The organism is Noviherbaspirillum denitrificans (assembly GCF_002211445.1).
In the GTDB taxonomy this organism is placed as follows: Bacteria; Pseudomonadota; Gammaproteobacteria; order Burkholderiales; family Burkholderiaceae_D; genus Noviherbaspirillum; species Noviherbaspirillum denitrificans.
This window is the reverse complement of record NZ_LSTO01000003.1, coordinates 37,533-64,170: the sequence shown is the minus strand read 5'-3', so window position 1 is coordinate 64,170 and position 26,638 is coordinate 37,533. Positions and strand designations below refer to the sequence as shown.

22 protein-coding genes are annotated in these 26,638 nt (G+C 58.1%); 16 read left to right on the top strand and 6 right to left on the bottom strand.

What is annotated here, in order from left to right:
- Nucleotides 1–22 precede the first annotated feature (22 nt).
- From AYR66_RS25110 to cspE, 3 genes are all read right to left on the bottom strand, one after another.
- Nucleotides 23–655, bottom strand: coding sequence for a response regulator transcription factor (locus AYR66_RS25110; RefSeq protein WP_088710313.1), 633 nt, complete (start codon nucleotides 653–655; stop codon nucleotides 23–25).
- 5 nt (nucleotides 656–660) lie between these two features.
- Nucleotides 661–2,016, bottom strand: a complete 1,356-nt coding sequence (locus tag AYR66_RS25105) for a cache domain-containing protein (RefSeq protein ID WP_088710312.1) — start codon at nucleotides 2,014–2,016, stop codon at nucleotides 661–663.
- Nucleotides 2,017–2,178: 162 nt separating this feature from the next.
- Nucleotides 2,179–2,382, bottom strand: coding sequence for a transcription antiterminator/RNA stability regulator CspE (gene cspE / locus AYR66_RS25100; protein WP_088710311.1), 204 nt, complete (start codon nucleotides 2,380–2,382; stop codon nucleotides 2,179–2,181).
- Between the two features lie 340 nt (nucleotides 2,383–2,722).
- On the opposite strand from cspE, the gene clpS reads away from it, so the two are divergent.
- The gene (clpS, locus tag AYR66_RS25095; protein ID WP_088710310.1) at nucleotides 2,723–3,031 is read left to right on the top strand and encodes an ATP-dependent Clp protease adapter ClpS; all 309 of its coding nucleotides are present in this window, start codon (nucleotides 2,723–2,725) and stop codon (nucleotides 3,029–3,031) included.
- Complete coding sequence (gene clpA, locus AYR66_RS25090) at nucleotides 3,028–5,328, top strand: ATP-dependent Clp protease ATP-binding subunit ClpA (protein WP_088710309.1); 2,301 nt, start codon at nucleotides 3,028–3,030, stop codon at nucleotides 5,326–5,328. The genes clpS and clpA overlap by 4 nt, the downstream gene beginning before the upstream one ends.
- A 66-nt stretch (nucleotides 5,329–5,394) precedes the next feature.
- Here clpA and AYR66_RS25085 read toward each other — a convergent pair whose 3' ends face one another.
- From AYR66_RS25085 to aat, 3 genes are all read right to left on the bottom strand, one after another.
- The gene (locus tag AYR66_RS25085) at nucleotides 5,395–6,438 is read right to left on the bottom strand and encodes a quinone-dependent dihydroorotate dehydrogenase (RefSeq protein WP_088710308.1); all 1,044 of its coding nucleotides are present in this window, start codon (nucleotides 6,436–6,438) and stop codon (nucleotides 5,395–5,397) included.
- Nucleotides 6,439–6,510: 72 nt separating this feature from the next.
- The gene (locus tag AYR66_RS25080; RefSeq protein ID WP_088710307.1) at nucleotides 6,511–7,245 is read right to left on the bottom strand and encodes an arginyltransferase; all 735 of its coding nucleotides are present in this window, start codon (nucleotides 7,243–7,245) and stop codon (nucleotides 6,511–6,513) included.
- Between the two features lie 64 nt (nucleotides 7,246–7,309).
- Complete coding sequence (gene aat, locus AYR66_RS25075; protein ID WP_088710306.1) at nucleotides 7,310–8,032, bottom strand: leucyl/phenylalanyl-tRNA--protein transferase; 723 nt, start codon at nucleotides 8,030–8,032, stop codon at nucleotides 7,310–7,312.
- Nucleotides 8,033–8,217: 185 nt separating this feature from the next.
- Here aat and AYR66_RS25070 point away from each other — a divergent pair, with 185 nt between their 5' ends.
- The 14 genes from AYR66_RS25070 to AYR66_RS25005 all read left to right on the top strand — a co-directional run bounded on the left by AYR66_RS25070 (nucleotide 8,218) and on the right by AYR66_RS25005 (nucleotide 26,625).
- Nucleotides 8,218–9,420: an ammonium transporter gene (locus tag AYR66_RS25070; protein WP_088710305.1), complete on the top strand. Its 1,203-nt coding sequence runs from the start codon at nucleotides 8,218–8,220 to the stop codon at nucleotides 9,418–9,420.
- Nucleotides 9,421–9,758: 338 nt separating this feature from the next.
- A complete protein-coding gene (locus tag AYR66_RS25065; RefSeq protein WP_088710304.1) occupies nucleotides 9,759–10,517 on the top strand; it encodes a WbqC family protein in 759 nt (252 codons plus the stop codon).
- Between the two features lie 255 nt (nucleotides 10,518–10,772).
- Entirely contained in the window at nucleotides 10,773–12,230 is a 1,458-nt protein-coding gene (locus AYR66_RS25060; protein ID WP_088710303.1) for a tyrosinase family protein, read from the top strand.
- Between the two features lie 423 nt (nucleotides 12,231–12,653).
- Nucleotides 12,654–14,891, top strand: a complete 2,238-nt coding sequence (locus AYR66_RS25055; protein WP_088710302.1) for a polysaccharide biosynthesis tyrosine autokinase — start codon at nucleotides 12,654–12,656, stop codon at nucleotides 14,889–14,891.
- Nucleotides 14,892–15,444: 553 nt separating this feature from the next.
- A complete protein-coding gene (locus AYR66_RS25050) occupies nucleotides 15,445–16,590 on the top strand; it encodes an MraY family glycosyltransferase (RefSeq protein ID WP_170942364.1) in 1,146 nt (381 codons plus the stop codon).
- Entirely contained in the window at nucleotides 16,587–17,084 is a 498-nt protein-coding gene (rfaH, locus tag AYR66_RS25045; protein ID WP_206047333.1) for a transcription/translation regulatory transformer protein RfaH, read from the top strand. The genes AYR66_RS25050 and rfaH overlap by 4 nt, the downstream gene beginning before the upstream one ends.
- Before the next feature lie 265 nt (nucleotides 17,085–17,349).
- Nucleotides 17,350–18,627 carry a Vi polysaccharide biosynthesis UDP-N-acetylglucosamine C-6 dehydrogenase TviB gene (gene tviB, locus AYR66_RS25040; protein WP_088710299.1) on the top strand — a complete coding sequence of 426 codons (1,278 nt, stop codon included), beginning with the start codon at nucleotides 17,350–17,352 and terminating at the stop codon, nucleotides 18,625–18,627.
- Between the two features lie 71 nt (nucleotides 18,628–18,698).
- Nucleotides 18,699–19,748 (top strand): NAD-dependent epimerase/dehydratase family protein, encoded by a 1,050-nt coding sequence (locus AYR66_RS25035; protein WP_088710337.1) that lies wholly within the window; start codon nucleotides 18,699–18,701, stop codon nucleotides 19,746–19,748.
- A 78-nt stretch (nucleotides 19,749–19,826) separates the two neighbouring features.
- Nucleotides 19,827–20,972 (top strand): DegT/DnrJ/EryC1/StrS family aminotransferase, encoded by a 1,146-nt coding sequence (locus AYR66_RS25030; RefSeq protein ID WP_088710298.1) that lies wholly within the window; start codon nucleotides 19,827–19,829, stop codon nucleotides 20,970–20,972.
- A gap of 31 nt (nucleotides 20,973–21,003) precedes the next feature.
- Complete coding sequence (locus tag AYR66_RS25025; RefSeq protein WP_088710297.1) at nucleotides 21,004–21,567, top strand: GNAT family N-acetyltransferase; 564 nt, start codon at nucleotides 21,004–21,006, stop codon at nucleotides 21,565–21,567.
- Nucleotides 21,560–23,050, top strand: a complete 1,491-nt coding sequence (locus AYR66_RS25020; protein WP_234815085.1) for an oligosaccharide flippase family protein — start codon at nucleotides 21,560–21,562, stop codon at nucleotides 23,048–23,050. The genes AYR66_RS25025 and AYR66_RS25020 overlap by 8 nt, the downstream gene beginning before the upstream one ends.
- Before the next feature lie 19 nt (nucleotides 23,051–23,069).
- Nucleotides 23,070–24,038, top strand: a complete 969-nt coding sequence (locus AYR66_RS25015; RefSeq protein ID WP_170942363.1) for a glycosyltransferase — start codon at nucleotides 23,070–23,072, stop codon at nucleotides 24,036–24,038.
- A gap of 106 nt (nucleotides 24,039–24,144) precedes the next feature.
- Nucleotides 24,145–25,512, top strand: coding sequence for a hypothetical protein (locus tag AYR66_RS25010; RefSeq protein WP_206047331.1), 1,368 nt, complete (start codon nucleotides 24,145–24,147; stop codon nucleotides 25,510–25,512).
- Nucleotides 25,513–25,521: 9 nt separating this feature from the next.
- Entirely contained in the window at nucleotides 25,522–26,625 is a 1,104-nt protein-coding gene (locus AYR66_RS25005; protein ID WP_088710293.1) for a glycosyltransferase family 4 protein, read from the top strand.
- Nucleotides 26,626–26,638: the final 13 nt, after the last annotated feature.

The window sequence follows — 26,638 nt, the reverse complement described above, 5'->3', positions numbered from 1 at the left end:
GCCGGACATTGTCCGGCCTTTTTTATTTGATCTGCGTCTGTTCGAGCGCGAAGCGGATCAGGTCAGCCTGTCCTTCGATGCCGAGCTTGCGCTTGATGTTGAGACGGTGCGTTTCAACCGTGCGCACACTCAGGCTCATTTCGCGCGCGATGTGCTTGTTCGATTTGCCTGTCGCGATGAATTGCAGGACTTCGCGTTCGCGAGGCGTCAGCAGCATGGCCGGCGGCATGGGCCGGGAAAGCTGTTTCGCCAGCCCTGCGCTGTAATAGATGCCGCCCGACATGACCGTGTCGATCGCCGTGATGATATCGGTTGCCGGCGCATCCTTCAGCACATAGCCGCGTGCGCCGGCCTGGATCGCCTGCATCACGTACTCGGCCTTGTCGTGCATGCTCAGCATGAGCACCGCGATCTCCGGAAAGAGCGTGTTGAAACGTCCCGTCAGTTCTATGCCGTTCAGTCCGCCGGCGAGGTTGATGTCCATGAGCGCGAGGTCGATGTTCTGTTTGCCGGCCTGCTCCAGCGCTTCGGTGGCATTGCCGGCTTCGGCGACAACCGCGAAATGCGGGATGGTTTCGAGGCGGGCGCGCAATCCGTCGCGCACCAATGGATGGTCGTCGACAAGGAGGATGTGGACAAAAGGCTGGGTAAGCATGGCGTTCAGGACCGGGATAGGGTTGCTGTAACTTGCGTGCCTTCAGCGGACGAAGCCAGTTCGAGCTTGCCGCCAATGGCATTGACGCGTTCGTGCATGTTGCGCAGGCCGATACCGCGCTTGGGATGTTGGGCGATGCCGGCGACGTCGAAGCCGACACCGTTGTCCGCGACCACCAGCTTCACCGAAACCTTGTCGCCCTCCAGGCGCACGCGGGTATTCGATGCGTTGGCGTGGCGCTTGATGTTGGTCAGTGCTTCCTGGGCGATGCGGAACAGGACAGTGTTAGCCACATCGTTCAAGCCTTCGATCGTACCTTCCACTTCAAAATCCGTTGCAATGCCGGTGCTGTCACTGAATTCGCGAGTCAAGTGGTCGAGCGCGGGAGCGAGGCCGAGGTCGTCCAGGAGGGCGGGGCGCAGGTCGTGGGAGATGCGCCGGACTTCGCCAAGCACGTCGTTGAGCTGATTTGCGGCGCGGTCGAAGGAGGCGCGCGCCACTTCGGGTTTGCCGGCCTGCGCGGCCAGCTTGGCGATGCCCGATTCGACCTGCAGCTTGATCGACACCAGCCACTGACTGATGCCGTCGTGCAGGTCGCGAGAGAGCCGCGCGCGCTCTTCTTCCTGCGAGCGCACGACGCGCTGGGCAAGCACGCGGAGCTTGGCGTCGGCGACGCGGTATTCGCTGATATTCAACGCTAGGCCGGACAGGGCGATCACGAGGACGCTGGCAATGGCGATTCCTGCAATCCACAGCATCGTATTGCGGATATTTCCGGAGATTTGCGTGTCTATCTTTGCCAGCGCGGCGTCGACGTCGTCGAGGTAGATGCCGGTGCCGAGCATCCATCCCCAGCGGTCGACCTTGACGACATAGCCAAGCTTGGGCGCCACCTTGCCGGTGGATGGCTTTTCCCAGAGATAGCGGACATATCCGCCGCCTGTCTTGGCTTGCGCGATCAGCCGCTGAATGGTCGGGCTGCCTTTCGTGTCGCGCAATTCCCAGAGATTGCGGCCGACAAGCTCAGGCTGGCGCGGATGCATGAGATTGCGGCCCTCAAGGTCATAGAGAAAGAAATAACCGTCGTCGCCATAGTCGAGCTTGGCCAGGATGGCCTTGGCCGCATCCTTGGTGGCTTCGTCGTTGCGACCGGAATCCACGAGATCGGCGATGGAGCGTTCCGCGAGCGACACATAGTGCTTGAGTTCGGCTTCCTTGCTGGCGAGGTAGGCGGCTTCAACCGACGCTCGCTGCTGCTGCGCCAGGATGGTCGCCTGGTAGCGGACGGCGAGAGCAAGGGCGATCAGCGCCACAATGAGCGGCGCGATGGCCAGGACAATGATCTTTTGCCGGAGTTTCATGGGGCGTTACTTTACAGCTATTTCAGCGGAGAGGCGGGCGCATGCTTGAACGGAATCCGCAAGGAGCAATCAAACATACCTGCATGTCCCGCGGAAGAGGGCGGGCAAAAAAAAACCCCGCTTTGCGGGGTTTTTGTGGAGCTCTTGCCAATCTCGGGGTGATTAGGCGCCCTGGATGTTGGAAGCCTGCTTGCCTTTCGGGCCTTGCGTGACTTCGAACTGGACTTTCTGACCTTCTTTGAGGGTCTTGAAGCCGTTCATCTGGATTGCGGAAAAGTGGGCGAACAAATCTTCACCGCCGTCATCCGGAGTGATGAATCCGAAGCCTTTGGAATCGTTGAACCACTTGACGGTACCTGTTGCCATAAAAGCGTCTTTCAATTTAATGACTAATCACACGAGCCGTAAAAGCAAGAAGCCTCGCGACACGCTGCCCCCTCTTTATAACTTGCTCACTTCTGTATTGACAATCCCATAACGCCGGTGTTGTCAATCGATACCATTGTTCCTTCAAAAATTACAAAAGTCAAGGCAGTGTCAAGACGGTTTTTGACATATTACAAGGAATTTGCACATGAATACGCCTTGAATTCGCCCTTTTAAGCATCATCTGCGCTTTGAGCAGAAACGGCGTAATATCAATATACAGATGGAATATCCTTTTCTTTCGCTCATGGCGACAGGTTGAACGCTTTAGAATAGACGAATGGCAACTCAGCACGATAACGGTACGGTACTTGCTAGGCAGGAGCAGAAGCTCAAGCCGCCACCGATGTACCAGGTCCTGCTCTTAAACGATGACTACACGCCGATGGAGTTTGTCGTAGCGATCATTCAGGAGTACTTCAACAAGGATCGGGAAACCGCGACGCAGATCATGCTCAAGGTGCACCGCGACGGCAAAGGAATGTGTGGAGTCTATCCAAAAGACATAGCGTCCACTAAAGTAGAATTAGTCTTAACCCACGCTCGAAAGGCAGGGCATCCCCTGCAATGCGTGATGGAGGAAGCATGATTGCGCAGGAACTGGAAGTTAGTTTGCACATGGCGTTTGTCGAGGCTCGCCAGGCCCGCCATGAGTTCATCACCGTGGAGCACTTGCTGCTGGCGCTGCTCGACAATCCGTCGGCCGCCGAAGTGCTGCGTGCATGCGCAGTCAATATAGAAGATTTGCGCAAGACGCTGACCAATTTCATTAACGACAACACGCCGACCGTGCCGGGCACGAGCGAAGTGGACACGCAGCCGACGCTCGGCTTCCAGCGCGTGATCCAGCGCGCGATCATGCACGTCCAGTCTGCGTCCAACGGCAAGAAGGAAGTGACCGGCGCCAATGTGCTGGTGGCGATCTTCGGTGAAAAAGATTCCCATGCCGTGTATTACTTGCACCAGCAAGGCGTGACGCGCCTTGATGTGGTGAATTTCATTTCGCACGGTGTGCGCAAGGACCAGCAGGCCGATCCGCAGAAGGCGCCGGAAGGCAGCGAGGAAGCCCAGGCAGAAGGCCAGCAGAAGGAAAGCCCGCTCGACCAGTTCACCCAGAACCTGAACAAGCTGGCTGCCGAAGGCAAGATCGATCCGTTGATTGGCCGCGAGTCCGAGGTGGAGCGCGTCATCCAGACGCTGTGCCGCCGTCGCAAGAACAATCCGCTGCTCGTCGGCGAAGCCGGTGTTGGCAAGACGGCAATCGCGGAAGGCCTCGCCTGGCGCGTGACCCAAGGCGACGTGCCCGAAGTGTTGCAGAACGCGGTCGTGTACTCGCTCGACATGGGCGCACTGCTGGCCGGGACCAAGTATCGCGGCGATTTCGAACAGCGCCTGAAGGCGGTGCTGAAGCAGTTGCGCGACAACCCGCACGGCATCTTGTTCATCGACGAGATTCATACGATCATCGGCGCGGGCTCCGCATCGGGTGGCACGCTGGATGCGTCCAACCTGCTGAAGCCGGCATTGTCCAGCGGCCAGCTGAAATGCATCGGCGCGACCACGTACACGGAATTCCGCGGCGTGTTCGAGAAGGATCATGCGCTGTCCCGCCGCTTCCAGAAGATTGATGTGACCGAGCCGACCGTCGAGCAGACGGTGCAGATCCTGCGTGGCCTGAAATCGCGCTTCGAGGAGCATCACGGCGTGAAGTATTCCGCTTCCGCGCTGACCTCCGCGGCGGAACTGGCTGCACGCTTCATCAATGACCGTCACCTGCCTGACAAGGCGATCGACGTGATCGACGAAGCGGGCGCGGCACAGCGCATCCTGCCGAAGTCGAAGCAGAAGAAGACCATTGGCAAGTCGGAGATCGAGGACATCATCTCGAAGATCGCGCGCATTCCGCCGCAGACCGTCAACCAGGACGACCGCACCAAGCTGCAGACGATCGACCGCGACCTGAAGAACGTGGTGTTCGGGCAGGATCCGGCGATCGAAGCGCTGGGTTCCGCGATCAAGATGGCGCGCGCCGGCTTGGGCAAGACGGACAAGCCGATCGGCTCCTTCCTGTTCTCCGGCCCGACGGGGGTCGGCAAGACCGAAGTCGCGAAGCAGCTGGCGTTCATCCTCGGTATCGAGCTGATCCGCTTCGACATGTCCGAGTATATGGAGCGTCATGCAGTCTCCCGTCTGATCGGCGCGCCTCCGGGCTACGTCGGTTTCGACCAGGGCGGCCTGCTGACCGAGGCGATCACCAAGAAGCCGCATGCGGTGCTGCTGCTCGATGAAATCGAGAAGGCGCATCCGGATATCTTCAATATCCTGCTGCAGGTGATGGACCACGGCACGCTGACCGACAACAACGGCCGCAAGGCGGATTTCCGCAACGTGATCATCATCATGACCACGAACGCGGGCGCCGAGAGCCTGCAGAAGCGTTCGATCGGTTTCACCGAGAAGAAGGAAGCGGGCGACGAGATGGCGGACATCAAGCGCATGTTCACGCCGGAGTTCCGCAACCGTCTCGATGGCATCATCAGCTTCAAGGCGCTCGACGAGGAAATCATCCTGCGCGTGGTGGACAAGTTCCTCATGCAGCTGGAAGAGCAGCTCCACGAGAAGAAGGTGGAAGCCATCTTCACGGAGAACCTGCGCAAGTACCTCGGCAAGAAGGGTTTCGACCCGCTAATGGGGGCGCGCCCGATGTCTCGCCTGATCCAGGACATGATCCGCAAAGCGCTGGCAGACGAACTGCTGTTCGGCCGCCTCGTCTCCGGTGGCAAGGTGACGGTGGATCTCGACGAAAACGAGCAGATCAAGCTCGACTTCGCCGAGGGCGATGCACCACCGCCGGCTGCGCCGGAAGAGACGCTGGAAGTCGAATAAGCGATTGCTTGTTCAGGGCAGAAGCCCGGATCCGTGAAAGCGGGTCCGGGCTTTTTACTTGGGGGTTTAGCGCGACTTGCGAAGGGCGGCAGCGCACTCTTTGACCAGGGCCGGGCCGCGGTAGATGAGGCCGGTGTAGAGCTGGACCAGCGACGCGCCAGCAGCCATTTTTGCTTGTGCGTTCTCACCGGAGAGGATGCCGCCCACGCCGATGATCGGCAGCGCATCGCCTAGTTCGGCCTTCAAGGCGCGGATCACGGTGTTGGACATCTCGAATACCGGCGCGCCCGACAGGCCGCCAGTTTCTTCCGCATGGGGCATTCCCTTGACCGCATCGCGGGTGATCGTGGTGTTGGTCGCGATGACGGCGTCCATCTTGTGCTGGAGCAGGGCGGAGGCGATGGATTTCACCTGTTCGCCATCGACATCCGGCGCAATCTTCAATGCGATCGGCACATAGCGCTTGTGCTTGTCGGCGAGGCGCTGCTGTGCATCTTTCAGCTGCGAAAGCAGCGCGTCCAGTTCCGAACCGCCCTGGAGCTGGCGCAGGTTCTTGGTGTTCGGCGAGGAAATGTTGACCGTCACGTAACTGGCGTAGGGGTACACCTTCTCCAGGCATTGCAGGTAATCGTCGGCAGCACGCTCGATCGGCGTGTCCGCATTCTTGCCGATGTTCAGGCCGAGCACGCCTTCCTTGTTCCGGAAAAATTTCGAAGCCTGCACATTGGCAACGAAGGCATCGACGCCGCCATTGTTGAAGCCCATGCGGTTAATAACGGCATTCGCCTGCGGCAGGCGGAAAATGCGCGGTTTCGGATTGCCGGGTTGCGCGCGCGGCGTCACGGTACCGATCTCGATGAAGCCGAAACCCAGTGCCGCCAGTCCGTCGATGTAGGCGCCGTCCTTGTCGAGGCCGGCGGCGAGGCCGACCGGATTGGGAAAAGTGATGCCCATGACAGTGCGCGGATCGGCCGCCGGTTTGCCGGCGAGCGCGGTCAGGCCCATCGCGGCCGCGTTCTTCAGTGCCGGCAGGGTGAGGTTATGCGCAGTTTCCGGGTCGAGCGAGAACAGCAGGGGACGGGTGAGGGCGTAGAGCAGTTTGTCGGACATGGGAAGGCGGCGTGCGCGCGGGGCGCGGTGAAAAGGCCGTATTTTACTATTGCCGGCGGGTAAAGCCGGAAATCAGTGGTCCGCCTGCCACGCTTGCCAGCGGCCGCGCTGGAGGGCTTCGAGCGGCTGGAAGTTTACCTTGTATGCCATCTTGCGGCTGTCGCGGATCCAGTAGCCGAGATAGACGTAGGGCATGTTCAGGCGCCGTGCCTGCTCGATCTGCCACAGCACGTTGTAGGTGCCGTAGGACGCGCCTTCCATGTCAGGGTCGTAGAAGGTGTATACCGACGACAGGCCGTCATTCAGCACGTCGATGATGCTGACCATACGCAGCGTACCGTCCGGTTCGCGGAATTCGACCAGGCGGGTGTTCACCTTGCTCTGCAGCAGGAACTGCGCGTACTGGTCGCGGCTGTCCTGGTCCATGCCGCCGCCGGCGTGGCGAGCCGCCTGGTAGCGCAGGTAGAGCTCGTAGTGTTCTGGGACGAAGGAGAGCGTCGTGACCCAGGTTGTCATCTCTCCGTGCCGCTTCCATGCGCGGCGCTGGCTGCGATTGGGCGTGAATTCGGCTGCGCGGACGCGCACCGGGATGCAGGCGTTGCAACCGTCGCAGTAGGGGCGGTAGGTGAAGATGCCGCTGCGGCGGAAGCCGTTCTTGACCAGCTCGGAATAGACGTCGGCGTTGATCAGGTTGGACGGCGTGGCGACCTGCGAGCGCGCCTGCCGTCCCTCGAGATAGCTGCACGGGTACGGCGCCGTTGCGTAAAACTGCAGTGTTGCAAAAGGCAGGTCTTTAAGGTGCGTCATGTGCGTGAAGCCTGACTGCGATAATCGTAATTTACACTGTAAGCGAAAGCCCGTCCCAGCGCTATCAGAACGGCCCTGCCGGCTGCCATGTTTCGATGGGCGGAAGCGCGGTTGCATGGCGCAGGTGCCGGAGGAACTCCGCGCGCGTCACCGGGGCGGCGCCCAGCGACGCGAGATGCGCCGTCTCCTGCTGGCAGTCGATCAGTTCGACACCGTTTTGCCGCAAAAAGTGCACGAGGTACGCGAGGGCGATCTTTGATGCATCCGTGGCCCGCGCGAACATCGACTCGCCGTAGAACATGCGTCCAATGCATACACCATAAGCGCCGCCGACCAGGCGCCCATCGAGCCAGACTTCGGACGAATGGGCATACCCCTGGCGGTGCAGGCCGGTATAGCCATGCACGATGTCTTCCGAAATCCAGGTACCTGCGCCATCCCTGCGCGGCGCCGCGCAAGCCCGCATCACCTGCTCGAACGCGGAATCGAAACGGACTTCCCAACGGTGGTCGCTCGCCATACTGCGTTCTACTTTCTTCAGCGTTTTTTTCAGACTGTGTGAGATGCTGAAGTGTTCAGTCCGCAGCACCATGCGCGGATCAGTGCTCCACCACAGGATGGGCTGGCCTTCCGAAAACCACGGAAAAATCCCGTGGCGATAGGCTTCAAGCAGCCGCGCCGGCGACAGGTCGCCACCCGCGGCGAGCAGGCCGGGCGCGCCGTCTTCTTCCGTCAGCGCCCGCGACACATCCGGAAAAGGCGAGTCCGTCTCCAGCCACGGAATCACGGCGACTCCCCAAACTGGGCTGCGAAAATGCACCTGAACAGTGCATTTACATCAGGGGAAAGTATTGTCAAAATAATTTCCGTATATAAATCAAATAGTTGCTGAGCTGCACCAAAATGGAATAATTATTGCTTCATAAGTGGGCATTAGATTGATTTTGCACACTAACAGGGAGAGTCTTTTTCATGGATGCGCTTAAAAACGGTGCCGACGCCTTATTCATTTTGCTCGGCGCCATCATGATTCTTGCCATGCACGCCGGGTTTGCATTTCTGGAACTCGGCACTGTCCGCAAGAAAAACCAGGTCAATGCACTCGTCAAAATCTTAGTCGATTTTGCCGTGTCGACGATTGCCTATTTCTTCGTCGGCTACACCATTGCCTACGGCGTGGACTTCTTTTCCGACGCCGGCACCCTGGCGCAAAAGAACGGGTATGAGCTGGTCAAGTTCTTCTTCCTGCTGACGTTTGCGGCGGCCATCCCAGCCATCATTTCCGGCGGCATCGCCGAGCGCGCCAAGTTTTATCCCCAACTTGCCGCGACGGCACTCCTGGTCGGCCTGGTTTATCCGTTCTTCGAGGGCATCGTCTGGAATCAGAAGTTCGGCATCCAGGCATGGCTGAAAATGGCATTTTCGGAGGAGTTCCATGATTTTGCCGGTTCGGTCGTGGTCCATGCGGTGGGTGGCTGGGCGGCATTGCCGGCTGTGCTGCTGCTCGGCGCGCGTCGCGGACGCTATTCCAAGGATGGTGCAATTGCCGCGCATCCGCCTTCAAATATCCCTTTCCTCGCACTTGGCGCATGGATCCTGACGGTTGGCTGGTTCGGCTTTAATGTGATGAGTGCGCAGGCGCTCGACAAGATGAACGGCCTGGTCGCGCTCAACTCGCTGATGGCGATGGTCGGGGGCACCTTGGTGGCAGTCTTGCTGGGCAAGAATGACCCGGGCTTCGCCTACAACGGCCCGCTGGCGGGACTGGTGGCGGTGTGCGCGGGTTCCGACCTGATGCATCCGCTTGGCGCATTGATCACTGGTGGCATTGCCGGAGCGATTTTCGTGTGGATGTTCACGCTGACGCAGAACAAGTGGAAGATCGACGACGTGCTCGGTGTGTGGCCGCTGCACGGCCTGTGCGGGGCATGGGGCGGAATCGCCGCCGGCATATTCGGTCTCAAGGCGCTGGGCGGTGTGGGCGGCGTGTCGTTCGTGTCGCAGCTCGCCGGCACCTTGATGGGCCTGACGATCGCCGCGCTCGGCGGTCTGGTCATCTACGGTTTGCTGAAAAAAGCCTTCGGCTTGCGCCTCGACCCCGAGCAGGAATTCGACGGTGCTGACTTGTCGATCCACCGCATCAGCGCGACTGCGGAACGCGAGACGAGCTGGTAAGAAACCGTGTTGCAGTGTTCGGGACACTTTCCCGAATACTGCAACAGCCTCAAGAACCCTCCCCCTCATCAACCGTAGCCGGCTCTTGCCGGCTACGGCACCAAAATCCAGTCGTCAGGATCGATACCAAAAATCGATACATAACGACCATCGAGCAGTAAAGAACCGCATTTTTCGATCTGATTCTCCAGCGCGACATCACGCGTCTCGAATAGATGCGCGCCAGCATCGCTGAAAATCCCATGGATGAGTTAAATCAAAATGCGCACGCTCTCCTCACACACACTTGAATCCCAGTGAATCATCCGATCGGCGCCATATCTTGTCGAGGGAGCGAGATGAAATCAAAAATAGCCATCATGCAGCCGTACTTGTTTCCATACCTGGGGTACTTCCAGCTGATCGCCGCAGTGGACACCTTTGTAATTTATGACGACACGCAACTGATCAGCCGTGGTTGGGTCAATCGAAACAGAATTTTGGTCAATGGAAAGCCGAGCTTCATTACCCTGCCATTGAAGAAGGCGCACCTCGAAGAAAATATCAACGCGCGTTATTTCGTCGACGACATCGAGTGGCACAAGCAAAAAATACTGAAGGCCGTTCGCATGTCCTATTCGCGTGCGCCGTACTTTAAAGATCATTTTCCGTTGATTGAATCGATCATTCATTGCACGGAAAAAAATATCGCGACGTTCAATGAAAACGCGATACGGAAAATCTGCGAATACCTCGCTATCCCCACGACAATACAAGTCTCTTCCAGGCAGGGATTCGGAATCGAGCTGTCGGGGAAGGAGCGGGTGCTTGCCATACTAAAAGGCTCGGGGGCCACATCGACAATCAGTCCTATCGGCGGTCTTCATTTGTACAGCTGCGATGAGTTCATGCAGCACGGGATCGAGTTGAAATTCATAAAGATGAATGACATCGTTTACCGTCAATTCGGCAATGCTTTCCTGCCTAACCTATCGATCATCGACGTCTTCATGTTCATGGACCGATCCGAAATCCAGGAGCGCTTATCCGACTATGCATTGACGGATAACCTGGGCGTCAATTTCGACGAGTATTCAGCATTGTCTGTCGACGGATAAGGATAGGGGGGATGCCGGCGGGTTCCGGCGTATCGCGACAGTAATGCGACCGAATTGTTTTCATTGCGGCCGACAAGCCTTTGATACCTCGGTCACTCGCAAAAGACGACAAAAAATGACAGGGTGTAAGGCTCTTTTACATTTCTCAAATCCTCTGTACATCCGCCTTCATGGACGCGTGTACTTTACTGTATAACCAGCAGGATAACTTCCTATAACAGTACCTCCGGAGTTTTTACTTGTCAGGAGTTATTCATGCTGTCCAAACAAATCAGCAGGCGAGCTTTCGTTAAGGGGTCGTTATCTGCCCTGGCGATCGCTTCGCTTCCGGCCACAACCGTATTCGGCCAGACCACAACCCGGCTTCGGCAGGAATGGCGCGAATTCAGAAGCAGTCCCAACTATTCATCATTCATCGACGCGCTTCGGATCATGCGCGCAAATACGGATGCAAACAGCCGGTCGAGCTGGCGCTACTGGACGAACGTCCACGTGAATTATTGTCCGCACAGCGCTCCCTATTTCCTCGCATGGCACCGGGGTTACATCTATTATTTCGAACGGCAACTCCAGATTGTTTCCGGAAACAGCAACCTTGCACTTCCATACTGGGACTATTACACCTATCCAACCATACCGTCGGAATTCACCGATCCGGCGACCGGCAATCCTTTGTATATTTCCGGACGCGTAAACACAAATGTATATAGCGCGCTGTCGCTGTCACCGTTCGCTTCGACGGTCTGGAATTTCGAGCGGGGACGACCCAATGCATTCGAACCGCTGATCGAGTCGAAGCCGCATAACCCGGTGCACAACATTATTGCCGGAGTAATGGCCACGATGGAATCACCGCTCGATCCGATTTTCTATCTGCATCACGCCAACATCGACCGGCTTTGGCACGCGTGGGCACTCCCGGACGGCAAGGGAATACCGGCGGCTACGTCTCCTTACTGGTCAGGAAATTTCACCTACGCCCCGGACCTTACCTTGGCACGCTCCCAGTGTTATCACCCCCTGCGCCTTGGCACCACCTATTCCAACAACAACAAGCCTACCTCGCTTCCAGCACAGGGAATGTCGGCACGACTCATTCGCGTCCAGGCGCAAATTCCAGGCTCGGGAGATACGTTCCCCGCAGTTCCTCCCGGTCCCAGTGGAAACGATGCGCGAAAGCTCGGAGGTGGGCGGAAGGTCACATTGGCCGGAAGCACGGTTCGTGTGCGCATACCGGTTCTGTCGGAGGACGGACAGACATTGCGTGGAATCGCTGCGGCAGAGGCGGCTCGCGGCGCGTCACGGGCGGTGCCGTCCAATGCGTACAAGTCGGTACAAGTCGTGCTCGACGATGTGCGACTGCTGGATGCAGGCATGCTTGGAGGCTTCTACTACAACGTATTCTTGAGCGTGCCGGAAAGAGGCGAGCCTTCCGAGCCGGAGAATTTCATCGGCACGATCGGTCCGTTCGAAATCAATTCGGCTTCTCATCACGGACCGGCCCGATTGACCTTCCCGGCAACACAAGTGCTTGGGAACGTCGCGCCGGGGGACATCCGGACACTGGCCGTGACCCTGGTACGTGTGAGCGGCCCGAACTCGCCGCAAGCACCAACGATTGAAATCGGAGAACTTCGCGTCGAGGTGTCGAGAAAAGAGCCGTATGACACCAGCCCATTGATCACGAAACCTGCAGGAGAACCCTACCGATAATCGACAAGGATGCCGGCCATTGCCGGCAGACTCCTCGTCACAACCAGGACGAGCAGGTATTCATGCACGGCCGCAAAAGTTCGACCGCGAATTTTTGCGGCCGTCAGTTTTTTTCCAGCGATAAGCAGCTCTGCATCGCAGTGTCCCCGCCCCAGAATTTGCATCTAAAAACTCAATGTAAAAACCTGGATCGACCCACCAGGAATCGAAATTTCGTACTTATTTTTTCAGGGCCACCCGGGTAAATTGATAGCGTTGGACTCAACCAGCATATGCCAGCGTCCGATCGAACCCGGATGAGGAAGCGTATCAAATAGAATCGCAATATAAAAAGCAAGGGTTCCATGGCGTGAAGCATGACCACCGGATTTCTCCGAACGACTCGCATGTATCGATGCAGTCACTCATTCCAATTCAGCCACCATGATGAATCCGACTACCAATCAACTTCAAACCCACATCATTGAAGAAGACGATACGGTTGACCTGGCCAAATATCTCGGGTTTTTCTTTGACAATCGATGGCTGATCGCCGGCGTGGCCTTTGTTGTCATGCTCCTCGGCCTCGCCTATGTGCTTGTTGCGACGCCGATCTACAAGGCCAATATGCTCGTGAAGGTGGAAAGCGATTCCGCACGTCCGAAGAGCATGCCGGTCGAACTGGCGGGCAGCGAGACCAACCACGACACGAAAGCCGCTGTCGCGGCCGAGATGGAAGTGCTGCGCTCCCGCGCGGTGATCACGCGTGCCGTGGACAGCGGCCGATTCTATATAAGCGTCAAACCCAAGTACTTTCCACTGATCGGGGAATGGATTGCGCGCCGTAGCAAGCAGATCTCGGAACCCGGGCTCTTCGGCCTTGGCGGCTATGTATGGGGATCGGAACAGGCGAAGGTGTCCGAGTTCAATGTGCCGGAAGAGCTGGAAGGAAAACCGTTCATCCTCACTGCGAATGGCAGTGGCGGCTATCGCCTGACGCAGGATGAATATGGAATCGACGTCGCCGGCAAAGCAGGAGACACGCTGACGAACAAGACCGGACAAGGCGTGCTCGAGCTGCGCGTGGATCAGTTGAATGCGAAGGCGGGCGCGCAGTTCACGCTCTCGCGCGCCGGACGGCTGGAAACGGTGGAGAGGCTCCAGGAGGGGCTGAATATCGGCGAAAAGGGAAAGCAGTCCGGCATTATCGACGTTGCATTGGAGGGGCCGAATCCGAAGTTGATCAGCACGATTCTTAACGAGATCGGACGTGAATACGTGGCGCTGAACATCGACAAGAAAGCAGAAGAGGCAAAGAAAACTCTCACCTTCCTCAATACCCAGCTGCCCGAGCTGAAAAAGGAACTCGAACAGTCGGAAACAAAATACAACCAGCTTCGCAACAGCCGCGGGACAGTCGACCTGGGAGAAGAAGCGAAGAGCGCGCTGTCGCAGTCCGTGATGACCCAGACAAAGCTGCTCGAGCTGAAGCAAAAGAAGGACGACCTGCTGACGCGCTATCAGCCGAACCACCCCAGCGTACTTGCGCTCGACCAGCAGATGGACGGACTGCGTCGCGAGATCGCGGGCATCGAAGCAAGAATCAAGAAACTGCCCGACGTGGAGCAGAACGTCTTGCGTCTCAATCGCGATGTGAAGATCAATACCGACCTGTACACGGCCTTGTTGAGCGCTGCCCAACAGCTTCGCGTCGCCACCGAGAGCAATGTGGGAAGCGTCCGTGTCCTCGATACCGCCGTGGTACCGCTCAGGCCGATCAAGCCAAAGCGCAGCCTGGTGCTCGTGCTGACCGGCATGGTCGGGATTGTCCTTGGAATCATGGCTGCGCTCGCACGCAAGTCGATCTACGGCCGCATCGACGGGCCGCGCGAAATCGAAGAACGGCTTGGATTGCCGGTGACCGCCACCATTCCCCATAGCGCGAGCCAGGACAAGGTGCACGCCAGGCTGCAGCACGACAAGCAGGGTGCGGCGGTACTGCCGCTGGATGTTCCCTACGACGGGACGATCGAGAGCCTGCGCAGGTTCCGCACATCCCTGCAGTTTGCAATGCTGGAAGCGAAGAACAACATCGTGATGATCGCAGGCGCGACCCCAAGCGTCGGGAAGTCGTTTGTCTCCGCAAATTTTGCGGCTGTGCTCGCGTCGATCGGCAAGAAGGTGCTGCTCATCGACGGCGACATGCGCTCCGGGCATCTGCACCGATACTTTGGAATGGAACGATCACCAGGTTTGTCGGAAGTGATTACCGGTGAAGCGATGTACGGGAAGGCGATTCGCAGGGACGTCGCGGAAAACGTGGACTTCCTGTCCTCGGGACAAATCCCGCGCAAGCCTACAGAATTGCTTGCGCATGACAACTTTGGAAAACTGCTCGAACTGTTCTCCGCGCGTTACGACTACATCCTGATTGATACGCCGCCTCTTCTCGCCGTGTCGGACGCCCTGGTCGTCGCCTCGCACGCCGGCGCTATCTTCAATGTTGTGCGCGGCGGACAAACAACCACCGGCGAGATCGAGGAAACGGTCAGGCGCTTGAATCAGGCAGGCCACAAAGTCACCGGTGTCGTATTCAACGATTCCAAACAGCGCTTTTCCCGCTATGGCTACGATGCAGCGTATGGAAAGTACGGCTATGTAGCGAGTGAGGGCAAGGCGTAAACCGATATGCGGTAACGAAGCGCGTCAAAGCGCGTAGACGACGATTCGCATCCATGCGACGCGCCCTCTACGCGATTCCAATATCCCCCTGAAGATGCAGGCGCACCAGCCATGCATGCACGTGCCGGTCGACATGACCTGCCAGACGCATTCGCTCTCACTGAATCTCCGGAACACGACCGGCATCACCGCCGAAGTGTCGGCCTGCGTGAATGAAATCCGGCCGCGCAATCGATTCAAAAAAACGGATGGATTCTATCGAAGGTAACGATAAACCATCGAAATTTCGTACTTATTTTTTGCCCCCCACCTCAGTAGAGTGATAACCATCGCAGCCTTGGTCGCAAAGACGACCGGCCTGTGTTTTCTCGAAGGGAGTCAGTTCCAGATGCAGATTTCGCGTGCATTCATTCGCCCGGTCAGCCTTGGTTCGCGGTCATTTCTCCTGCGCGCACCAGCGGAACACCCGGCCAGCTTCGTCCTCAAGTGCGTCCCGAATCGAGGATAGAGAGAAACAGTTTCGCGTGGTGCAAACATGATCTCATTCACGAACATGATCGATATCGCGGCATTCGCCGCGCTGGCCAGCTTCATCGCAAGCTTGCTGATTATCTTTACCCAGAACTGGCATGGCAAGCATTCACTTGACCTGACCATCGGCGGGATACAGAAAATCCACAATCAGCCCGTGCCGCGTGTGGGCGGAATCGCGCTGCTGGTCGGGATTGCCTCTGTCGTGACGGCCCAGGCGATCGACGATGGATTCGCTGTGCAACTGGATACGTTTGAACTAAGCAAACTGCTGCTGGCCTCCACACCCGCATTTCTCACAGGGCTTGTCGAGGACCTGACGAAAAAGGTCTCGGTGAAGGCGCGCTTGATGGCGACGCTTGCCAGCGCGCTGCTCGCGGCCTGGTTGCTGGACGCATCCTTGTCGCGACTGGACCTCTGGGGTGTTGACGCGATCCTGCAGCTGATACCGCTGCTTGCAGTCGCTGTCACCGCCGTGGCCGTGGCCGGCGTCGCAAACTCGATCAATATCATCGATGGGTTTCACGGTGTCGCCGGCAGCGCGGTCGTCATCATGCTTGCCGGATTGGCCTACCTTTCATGGCAGAGCAACGACGTATTTGTCATGCATCTCGCGATGCTCGGCATCGGCGCCGCACTTGGATTCCTCCTTGTTAACTATCCGACCGGCCGGCTGTTCATGGGGGACGGCGGCGCCTACTTCCTCGGATTCTGGCTGGCAGAAGTGGCGGTGCTGCTCGTCATCCGAAATCCAAAAGTCAATGCGTGGCAGGTTCTGGCTGTCTGCGCCTATCCGGTGATTGAAGTGCTCTACAGCATGTACCGCAGGAAGGTCATTCGCAGGACCAGTCCTGGCGCTCCGGACAGGCTTCATCTTCATACGCTCTTCTATCGACGCGTAGTGTGCTTGCGCCTGGCACGCAATGACCAGCGCCCGTGGGCCAGGAATGCGGTGGTCGCATGCTTTATGAGCGGCTGGATCGCGTCAACCACGCTGGTCACCGTCCTGATCGGGGACACGGTCGGCAATGCTGTTGGGGTCCTGGTCGCACACGTACTGATTTACATCGCCGTGTACACACGCCTGGTCCGCGGGCGGTGGGATCCCAATCCTGCAATTGCCCTTGGCTTCTTTCGGTCGCAGTCTGTTGCAAGGGAATGGCAATGAATGGAACGACGGCGGCGTGGTACCTCGTGCAGACAAAGCCGCGGCAAGAGTTGCGTGCGGTGGAGCAGCTTCGTAACCAGGATTTCACCTGCTTTTTGCCCACGCTCGCCGTTGAGAAACTGGTGCAAGGCAAGCTCGAAGAGTGTGTCGAACCGATGTTCTCCCGCTACCTGTTTATCCGGCTCGACCTCGGACGCGACAACTGGTCCCCGGTCAGGAGCACGCGCGGCGTCAGCAAGCTGGTGTCTTTTGGCGGCCGGTTTGCGACCTTGCCGGACGACTGCGTGGCAGCGCTGCAAAGCGCACAGGAAGAGCGTCCTCGCCGGCTCTTCGAACCTGGCGATCGTGTCAGCGTCATTCAGGGACCGTTTGCCGGCCTGGAGGGAATTTATCAGATGCACGATGGGGAGGCGCGCGCCCTGGTCTTGATCGAGCTGATGAACCAGCCGCACAAGTTGAAGCTCGCAGTACAGATGCTGCGAAAGGCTGCTTAACCAGGGATTTAAGGCTGTTTTTCAAGGCGGGTCATCATCGGTAGCGCGTGCGCCGGGATCATCCGGACAAACGACCTGGACCAGGTTCCAGTGAATGCAGTGGGCCGCTAAGGCAAGGCGATCTCGCAATCGTCTCGTTGTGCAAATGTGATTGATCGAAGGATATGGATGATGACCTTTAATCCAAGGGCGGTAGCGTGCCCGGTCGATGCGTAAAGGTTGTCAACAACGACTGTGCGTACTTGAAGATAAGAACCGGCTAATCATGAAAATATCGAAAAACACCTGTATCGCAATCATCGGCCTCGGTTACGTCGGACTGCCTTTGGCCGTGGAATTCGGCAAACATTATCCGACGATCGGATTCGACATCAACAAGCGCCGGGTCGATGAACTGCGAAACGGTTCGGACGTGACACTCGAGACAAGCCGCGGGGAACTCGAGGAGGCTCTGCGCCTGAGCTTCTCCACGGATGTCGAGGATTTGCGGCGTGCGACAGTGTATATCGTGACCGTACCCACGCCGGTCGACGAGCACAAGAACCCTGACCTTACGCCACTCAGGTCGGCGTCGGAAACGGTGGGCAAGGTCATCAAGCCGGGAGACATCGTCGTGTACGAGTCCACGGTGTATCCGGGAGCGACCGAGGAGTACTGCGTTCCTGTCATTGAACGCGTGTCGGGACTTGTGTTCAACAAGGATTTCTACGCCGGCTACAGCCCGGAACGCATCAATCCGGGCGACAAGGAGCACCGCCTGACCACCATTACAAAGATCACGTCCGGATCCACGCCAGAGGTCGCGGATTTCGTCGATGCCCTGTATGGCAGCATCATCGCCGCCGGAACGCACAAGGCTGCTTCGATCAAGGTCGCCGAAGCGGCAAAGGTGATCGAGAACACGCAACGCGATCTCAACATCGCACTGATGAACGAGCTGGCCATCATCTTCAGGAAGATGGGCATCGACACGGAAGATGTGCTGAAGGCCGCCGGGACAAAGTGGAACTTCATGCCGTTCCGCCCCGGCCTCGTCGGCGGGCATTGCATCGGCGTGGACCCTTACTACCTGACCCACAAGGCAGAAGCGCTCGGTTACCACCCGCAGGTGATCCTGGCGGGCCGGCGCATCAACGACAACATGGGCGGCTATGTTGTCGGCCAGCTCATCAAGCAGATGATCCGCCGCCGCATCCAGGTTGAAAACGCCAACGTGCTCGTGATGGGCCTGGCCTTCAAGGAAAACTGCCCCGACCTGCGCAACACCAAGGTGGTCGACAGCATCAACAAGCTGAAGGACTACAACATGAATGTCGACGTCTACGATCCCTGGGTCAGCCCCGAGGGGGCGCAGCACGAGTACGGCATCACCCCGATTCGCTCTCCCGAACCCGGAAAGTATGACGCGATTGTCCTGGCCGTCGCCCACCGGCAGTTCAAGGAACTGGGAATAGGCGGCGTGCGGCAATTCGGCAAGGAGAGGCACGTGCTCTTCGACCTGAAGTATCTCCTCCCCAAGTCAGCGTCAGACCTGCGCCTGTGACAGAAGAAATGAAACCGGATCCGCACGAGATCAATCTCAAAATCCACGAACACGGCACCGCAAGGCCATCAATGACCGGACTTGAACAACTCCAGATCACGCTCAATGGCAAACCACGGAAATGGCTGGTAACGGGATGTGCCGGATTCATCGGGTCAAACCTGCTTGAAACCCTTCTGCAACTCAACCAGACCGTTGTCGGCGTCGACAATTTCTCCACCGGCTACCAACGCAACCTCGATGAAGTCCGGGAGCTGGTCGGCGAAGAACGATGGGCTAGGTTTGCCTTCATCCACAGCGACATTCGCGACCTGGAAACCTGCCGCCGGGCAGTGCGGGGAGTTGACTACGTGCTGCACCAAGCTGCGCTCGGTTCCGTCCCGCGTTCGATTGCCGATCCTCTTGCAACGAATGACGTGAATGTGACCGGCTTCCTCAACATGCTGGTCGCATCGCGCGACGCCGGTGTGGTGTCGTTCGTGTATGCCGCGTCCAGTGCAACGTACGGCGACCATCCCGGCTTGCCGAAGGTAGAGGAGCACATCGGCAAGCCTTTGTCGCCCTACGCCGTGACGAAGCTTGTGAATGAGCTGTACGCAGAGGTATTTGCGCGCACCTACGGCTTTAACAGTATCGGCCTGCGGTACTTCAATGTGTTCGGCAAGCGACAGGATCCTGATGGTGCTTATGCCGCTGTCATACCGAAGTGGATTGCTGCAATGATTCGCAATGAAGACGTGGTGATCAATGGGGATGGACAAACTTCCCGCGATTTCTGCTTTGTCGATAACGCCGTACAGGCGAACCTTCTTGCGGCCGTGGCGGCCGAGGGCAGCAAGAATGCCGTATATAACGTCGCCGTCAACGACGTGACCACGCTGGATCAGTTGTTCGTCTACCTGAAGACGGAATTATCAAAGAGCGATATCAAGTTCAACAAGGAACCGCTATACGCGGACTTCCGAAAGGGCGACGTCAGGCATTCCCTTGCCGATATTTCGAAGGCTGTCCGGCACCTCGGATATACCCCTGCGTTCAAGATCAAGGACGGATTGGCCGCAGCCATGCCGTGGTACATCGACCATGCCGGCCAGACCGGAGCCTCCCGTGCGAGTGGCTAGTTGGTTTCTTCACACTATCAAAGCGCTTCATCCATTCCGTCCTGACGGAATTGTCATCACAGGTTTTGCGAGGATACGATGATCAAGAGCAATGCCGTTTATGCCTTCCCGGCGCGTGACGACCGGCCGATTTATGTCACGCAGCCCCACTTGCCGCCGCTGGCGGAATACATTCCTTATCTGGAAAAGATCTGGAACAGCAGGGTCTTGACCAACGGCGGGCCGTTTCACCAGCAGCTGGAACGGGCGCTTTGCGAGTACCTGGGTGTCGAGCACATTGCCTTGTTCTCCAACGGCACGCTGGCACTGGTCACTGCGTTGCAGGCGTTGCGCGTTACCGGCGAGGTGATCACCACGCCGTATTCCTTTGTCGCCACCGCACACTCCCTGCTGTGGAACGGCATCAAGCCGGTGTTCGTCGACATTGATCCGGTAACGCTTAACATCGACCCGGCAAAGATCGAGGCGGCGATCACGGCGGATACCACGGCAATCATGCCCGTCCACTGCTATGGCCGACCATGCGATGTCAACGCGATAGAAAAGATCGCAGACAACTACAACCTGAAGCTCATATATGACGCGGCGCATGCGTTTGGGGTGAAGGATGACGGTGGAAGCATATTGCGGCACGGCGACCTTTCGGTGCTCAGCTTTCACGCGACAAAGGTATTCAACACCTTCGAGGGCGGCGCGATCGTATGCCCTGATGCCAAAACAAAGCAGCGCATCGACCACTTGAAAAATTTCGGGTTTGTCGACGAAGTGACGGTGGTCGCGTCCGGCATCAACGGAAAGATGAGCGAGCTGAATGCCGCACTTGGCATCCTGCAGCTGCAATATCTCGAAGACGCGATGGCGCGCCGCAAGGCGATCGCCGAGATGTATTGCGAACTTCTGGACGGCATACCGGGCATTCGCTGCGTTGGACATTGCGGCGAGACGGTGGCGAATTATTCCTATTTTCCAATACTCGTGGAACGAAACTATCCGGTGAGCCGCGATGCACTTTATCAACTGCTTCGCGAGTCGAATGTTTATGCAAGGCGATACTTCTTCCCGCTGATATCGGATTTCCCCATGTACCGCGGGCTGCCGTCGGCAGCGCGGGAAAACCTGCCGATCGCAGCCGATATTGCAAACCGGGTCATCTGCCTGCCAATTTATCCGGGCCTGGAGGAGCAGCAGGTCAGGACGGTCGTGCAAGTCATTTCAGATGTCTAGACTGGGCAACGAATCGAAGCGGAGCTGAACATTGAACATTCATGGAAAGAGAGTGGTTCTGCGTGCGCCGGAAATGCGTGATGCAGAGACATTGAATGATTGGGCCAACGATACGGATGTCTGGAAAATCATGGGCGGCTGGCATTTTCCGTACAGCCGTCAATCCACGGAGAAGTGGATCTTGAACCAGGACAATGCCAACCTGGCCGGGCATCGCTTCTGCGTCGAGGCTGAAGACCTCGGGCTGATTGGTACGGCAAGCCTTATCAATATCGATTGGAAAAACAGGCATGCATGGCACGGCATGATGCTGGGCAGGGCGCAGGCCCGTGGCAAGGGGTTCGGACTGGACACTGTGATGGCTGTCATGCGGTATGCGTTCGATGAGCTGGGATTGGTGCGCCTGGATAGTGCGGTCATGGAAACAAATACCCGTTCCCTCGGGTTCTATACCGAGTCGTGCGGATGGGAGGTCGAAGGGCGGAGGAAAAACTGGTTCTTCGGCGACGGTAAGTATCACGACCAGATCATGATCGGGATAACGCGCGAAAGCTACCGCGAACTGATTGAGAGAACCGGATATTGGCATGCGTAGCATGTCCCTGAAACATAACGTTATCGCCAATTACGTCAGCCAGTTCTATGGAACGGCGATCGGCGTTGTCATGGTGCCGGCGTATATACGTTATATGGGCATCGAGGCCTACGGTCTCGTCGGCTTCTTCGCGACGCTTCAGGTGTTGTTTCAGCTCGTCGACATGGGGATGACGCCCACCCTGGCGAGGGAGGTCGCGCGATTTCGCGGGGGCGCCATCGATGCATTCACCCTGCGCAGCCTGATGCGCGCACTCGAAGGCATATTCCTCGCGCTGGCGGTTGCCGGCGCGTGCGTGATGATTGCGGGGGCGGATTACATTTCTGCCAGCTGGTTGAAGGCCCAGCAGCTTCCGCACGCAGAGGTGCGTGACGCCATTTCACTGATGGCGCTGATCGTGGCACTTCGATGGATGGGCGGCCTGTACCGCGGCGCCATCGGCGGGTATGAACGGCTGGTGTGGCTGAGCGGATTCAATGTCGCGGCGGCGACCGGCCGTGCCGTGCTGGTGATACCGTTTTTCATCATCGCAGGGGCGACTCCGACGACCTTCTTCGGCTATCAGTTGGCCGTGGCGGTGATTGAACTGGTGATTCTGGTATCCCAGACCTACCGCATGATTCCGCGCATGGAGCACAAGGTGGACTGGGAATGGAAGCCGCTGCGTGGCGTCGTGAAGTTCTCGCTCGGCCTGGCGTTCACGAACTGTGTGTGGATCGCCGTGACGCAGACGGACAAGCTGGTCCTGTCGAGACTGCTCACCCTGACCGACTATGCCTACTTCACGCTTGCCGTGCTAGTGGCGAGCGGCGTGACGATCATTGCCGGTCCGATCAGTATTGCCCTGCAACCGCGGCTCACCCGGCTTGAAGCCGAAGGAGACGGCGACGGCCTGGTGCGGGTATACCGGAACGCGACGCAAGTTGTCGGCGTGATCGCTATTCCGGTGGCGGTTGTGCTCTCGTTTTTCTCGGAGCAGGTGCTTTGGGCCTGGACAGGCAATGCGGACATCGCAGTCAATGCCGCGCCAGTCCTGACACTCTATGCGCTAGGTAACGGCGTGCTTGCGCTCTGCGCGTTTCCCTATTACCTCCAGGTCGCCAAGGGAGACTTGAAGCTCCACCTGATCGGCAATCTGCTCTTCGTCGTGTTTCTCATTCCCGCGCTGGTCTGGGCAACATGGAGCTACGGAATGGTCGGTGCCGGTTTTGCCTGGCTCGCTTCGCATCTTGCCTATTTTGCGTTCTGGACGCCGCTGGTGCATCGGCGCCTGGTCAAGGGCTTGCACCGGCGGTGGCTGCTGGAGGATGTGGGCGGCACTTTCCTGCTGACGATCAGTGCTGCCGCGGCCGCGAGATGGCTGGTGCATTGGCCGCAAGAGAGGATACCGGTGGCGCTTGCCGTCGGCGCCCTGGGAATGGGATTGCTTGCCATCGCCGCAGGGGCGTCCTCCTGCGTACGCGGCGCGATCCGTCAATGGTGAAATGATGACGAGGATGACGATGCAAACAAATGAACAGCGCCCCTTTGTGTCCGTATGCGTGGTGACCTACAACCAGGAAAAATACATTCGGCAGTGCCTGCAGAGCATTGTCGATCAGGAAACGGACTTCGATTTCGAAGTGATTGTCGGCGACGATGGCTCGACCGACGGGACACGCGAGATCGTCAAGGAATTTGCTGAAGCCTATCCGGCCATTGTGAAACCTGTTTTGCAACCCAGGAATATCGGTCCCACGCAGAATTACCTGAGCGTGCACAACAAGGCGCGTGGCCAGTACGTCGCACATGTGGACGGTGACGATTACTGCCTTCCCGGCAAGCTGCAACGACTGGCAAGCTTCCTCGAGCAGAATCCCGAGTGCCGTATCGTGTGGCATCGCGTGCATATCATCAATGAACATGGACAATCGGCTGTCGGCATGCCGGTCAAACCAATGCGCGAATTCGTTCCGGGGAACAGGCTCTACGCGAGGGATCTGGCCAAGTATTACGGCATGACCGGCTGCCATTCGGGCAGCATGTATCGGGCGTCCGCAAGAAAGGTTTTCAAGCTGACGGAGGAAACGCTCGATTATTTCTTCTCGCTGTCCTTCGTCATCGACGGCGGCTACGCATCGTATATCGATGAGCCGTATGGGGTTTATCGGTTTTTCTCATTCGAGAACACAATGACCCGCGCGAAAGGCGGCGTCGTGACGGGCAGGGGAAAACTGAGCCTCATCAAGGTCTATCTTGCAACGAATCCCGAGCTCGCCAGGCAGTTTGCAGCACAGTGCCTGTTCGAATTTCTCCGCCGCAGCTATCTCAGGTACCCGCTCAGGTGGGATTACCTGAAGCTTTTCTTCCGCTGCCGCGCCATCCCCGCGCCGAGCGACCTCATCCTGATCGCGAGAATTTTCGCATCGAACCGGAACAGCAGCCTGGTTCGCGAATTCTCCAGACGCACCACACCATTCGTACCGGCGTAATGGAGAGAGGTCCGGGAATGAAAAGCGTCCTTCGAAGGTCTCGGGGAGAACGGTCTTGAGCGGCATTTATATAGCCATGTACTTCCTGGCGACTTGCCTGATATGTATGGTACTTGTCAGCGCAGTCAGGTACTCCGCCTTCGGCGTGCTGCTGTGCGGGGTGCTGGTCTGGTTCCTGATTGGCGACTGCGTCTATCCGCTGTTTTATTTTTTCGGGAGCTTCGAGCCTTACGGCGAGGTTGCGGATTTCATTTCGCGGCATGGGGCCCCGGGATTTGCGGCGGCGCTCCACATACTGCTTACCGCTGCCGGGATGGCGTGCGGGTATTTCCTTCGGCCGCGTATCGGCTTGCCGGAACGCGTGGTCGATTTTGCTTCCGCGGCGCTCGCCCGTGCCTCGGAAAAACGCATCTGGCTTGCATCGATCCTCCTTGGCGTCGCGGCCTACGCCCTGTATTTCAAGCTGGTTGGCGTGGATGTGGCACTGACGAATGCAGCCGCCGCGCGCGGTGGCGACTTCGAGGGCTTTGGGGAAAAGGATGCCTACATGTTCCTCAAGACCGTCGCGGCAATCGGGCTCGTCGCCCAGTGCTTCGCGGCGATTGCCTTGATCGAGAAAAACAAGCTGTTCATCGCTGCCTACATCATGCTTGTGGCAACCGCTTACGCGAATTCGATCAGCAGAAACCTGTTGCTGTACACCGCCATCGTCCCAGTTCTTGTCTATCTGCGCCTCAAGCCTGACGTCAGCAAAAAGAGATATGGGCCGATGGCCTATGCAATCCTGATCGCGCTCATTCCGGCCGCGTTCCTGATCATGACCTATGGCAAGGTCATGGGCCATTACATCAGCGCCTATTTCACCGGCGATTACTACTCGGTGGTCGATGAAATCGGCGAGGTCGGCGTTATCGATACCGTCTTGAACAACTTCGGTTTCCAATGGGTGTCGGTGCAGGCTGGAATTGACCACTTCAACCATACCGGCATCCCGCTCATCACGCGCGAAAATGCATTGGCGACGCTGTTCGGGGCGATCCCGTCGCGCGTGCTCGGCGCCTTCGGGCTGGACTTCCTCTACTACGGAAACGTGACCCCGACACTCGCGTGCATCAACACAGAAGCATTCGGGTATGACAAATGCACGGTCCCGCCGCTGGCCGTCGCCTATTCGGCGTACCTGCTGCCAGGTGCGGGCGGCTTCCTGATGGGCTATCTCTGGCTCAGGAGCTACGTCGCGGTCGAGCGCCAGTGGATATCGATGCAAAAGCAGAATTGGCGCAAGCTCTGGATACCGTATTTCTGGTGGGGGTTCATCGTCAACCTCTTCACATTCATTCCGTCCACAATTGCGGTCGCCATGACGCAGTTGCTGTGGTTGGCTGTCCTGGCTCTTTTGCCGCGCAAGGTGGTTTGGCGTCGCAAACGACAGCGTCCCGCAGTCGAGGGGACGACGCTTGTTGCGCGAGGATGAAGCAGGACAATGAAGATTGTCTGCCTTGCCAGTTCGCTCGATTCCGGTGGTGCTGAGCGCGTCCTGACGGGACTGTGCAATGCATGGAGCGCACGGGGCGACGAGGTAACGCTGGTGGCCACGTATTCCGGCGGCGGGCGGCCTTTCTACCAGGTATCCGACGCAGTCGAGCTGGCCTATCTCGCCGAGCTGGTGGGCATGCGCAGGCGCACGGCGCTCGGCTATGTGCGGCGGCTGTATGCATTGCGGCGCCTGATCCGGGCACGATCGCCGGACGTCGTGGTCTCTTTCCTGCCAAACGTGAATGTCGCCACCATCGCTGCGACCGTGCGACTGCGCGTGCCTGTGATCGTCTGCGAACGAACAGACCCAACCGCCCGGCGTGCGCGCGACTTCTGGCACATCTGTTCGAGATTGACCTATCGCTTCGCTGACATGCTGACCGTGCAGACAGAGTCGGTCGCCGCCAGGGCTCACGCAATTTATCCGGGATTGCGCGCGGTGCGCGTCGTGCCGAACCCCCTGCCGGATGGCGTTACCGCGTATCGCGCAGGAAACGGAAATGAACGAAAGGTGCTGCTGAGCCTTGGTCGCCTGACGCGGGAAAAGCAGGTCGATAAGACAGTCGAGGCATTTGCGCAACTTGCTTCACGTTTCAGCGATTGGGACCTGCATATCTACGGCAACGGCCCGCATCAGCAGAACCTGGCATCGCGGATTGCGTTGCTTGGCATGCAGGACCGGATTTTTTTAAAGGGAAGCACGGGCGAGCCTTGGCAAGTGATGGCGGGTGCCGATGCCTTTGTGATGACCTCGAAGCGCGAGGGCTTTCCGAATGCATTGCTCGAAGCAATGTCAGTCGGCTTGCCGTGCGTCGTGTTCGATTGCCCGAGCGGGCCGCGCGAGATAACGCGGGAGGGACGGGATGCCTTGCTGGTCCGCTTGAACGACCAGGACGCCCTGGTATCCGCGCTGGCCGACATCATGGCCGACGAGGACCTTCGGTGCTCGTTGGGTAGCCGGGCAATGGATTCGGTACGCGCCCGGTTTGGACAGGCGGAAATCATCGGGTTGTGGGACAGGCTTTTTCATGAGGTCGGGGCCATTCAGTGAGAAAGACGGACGC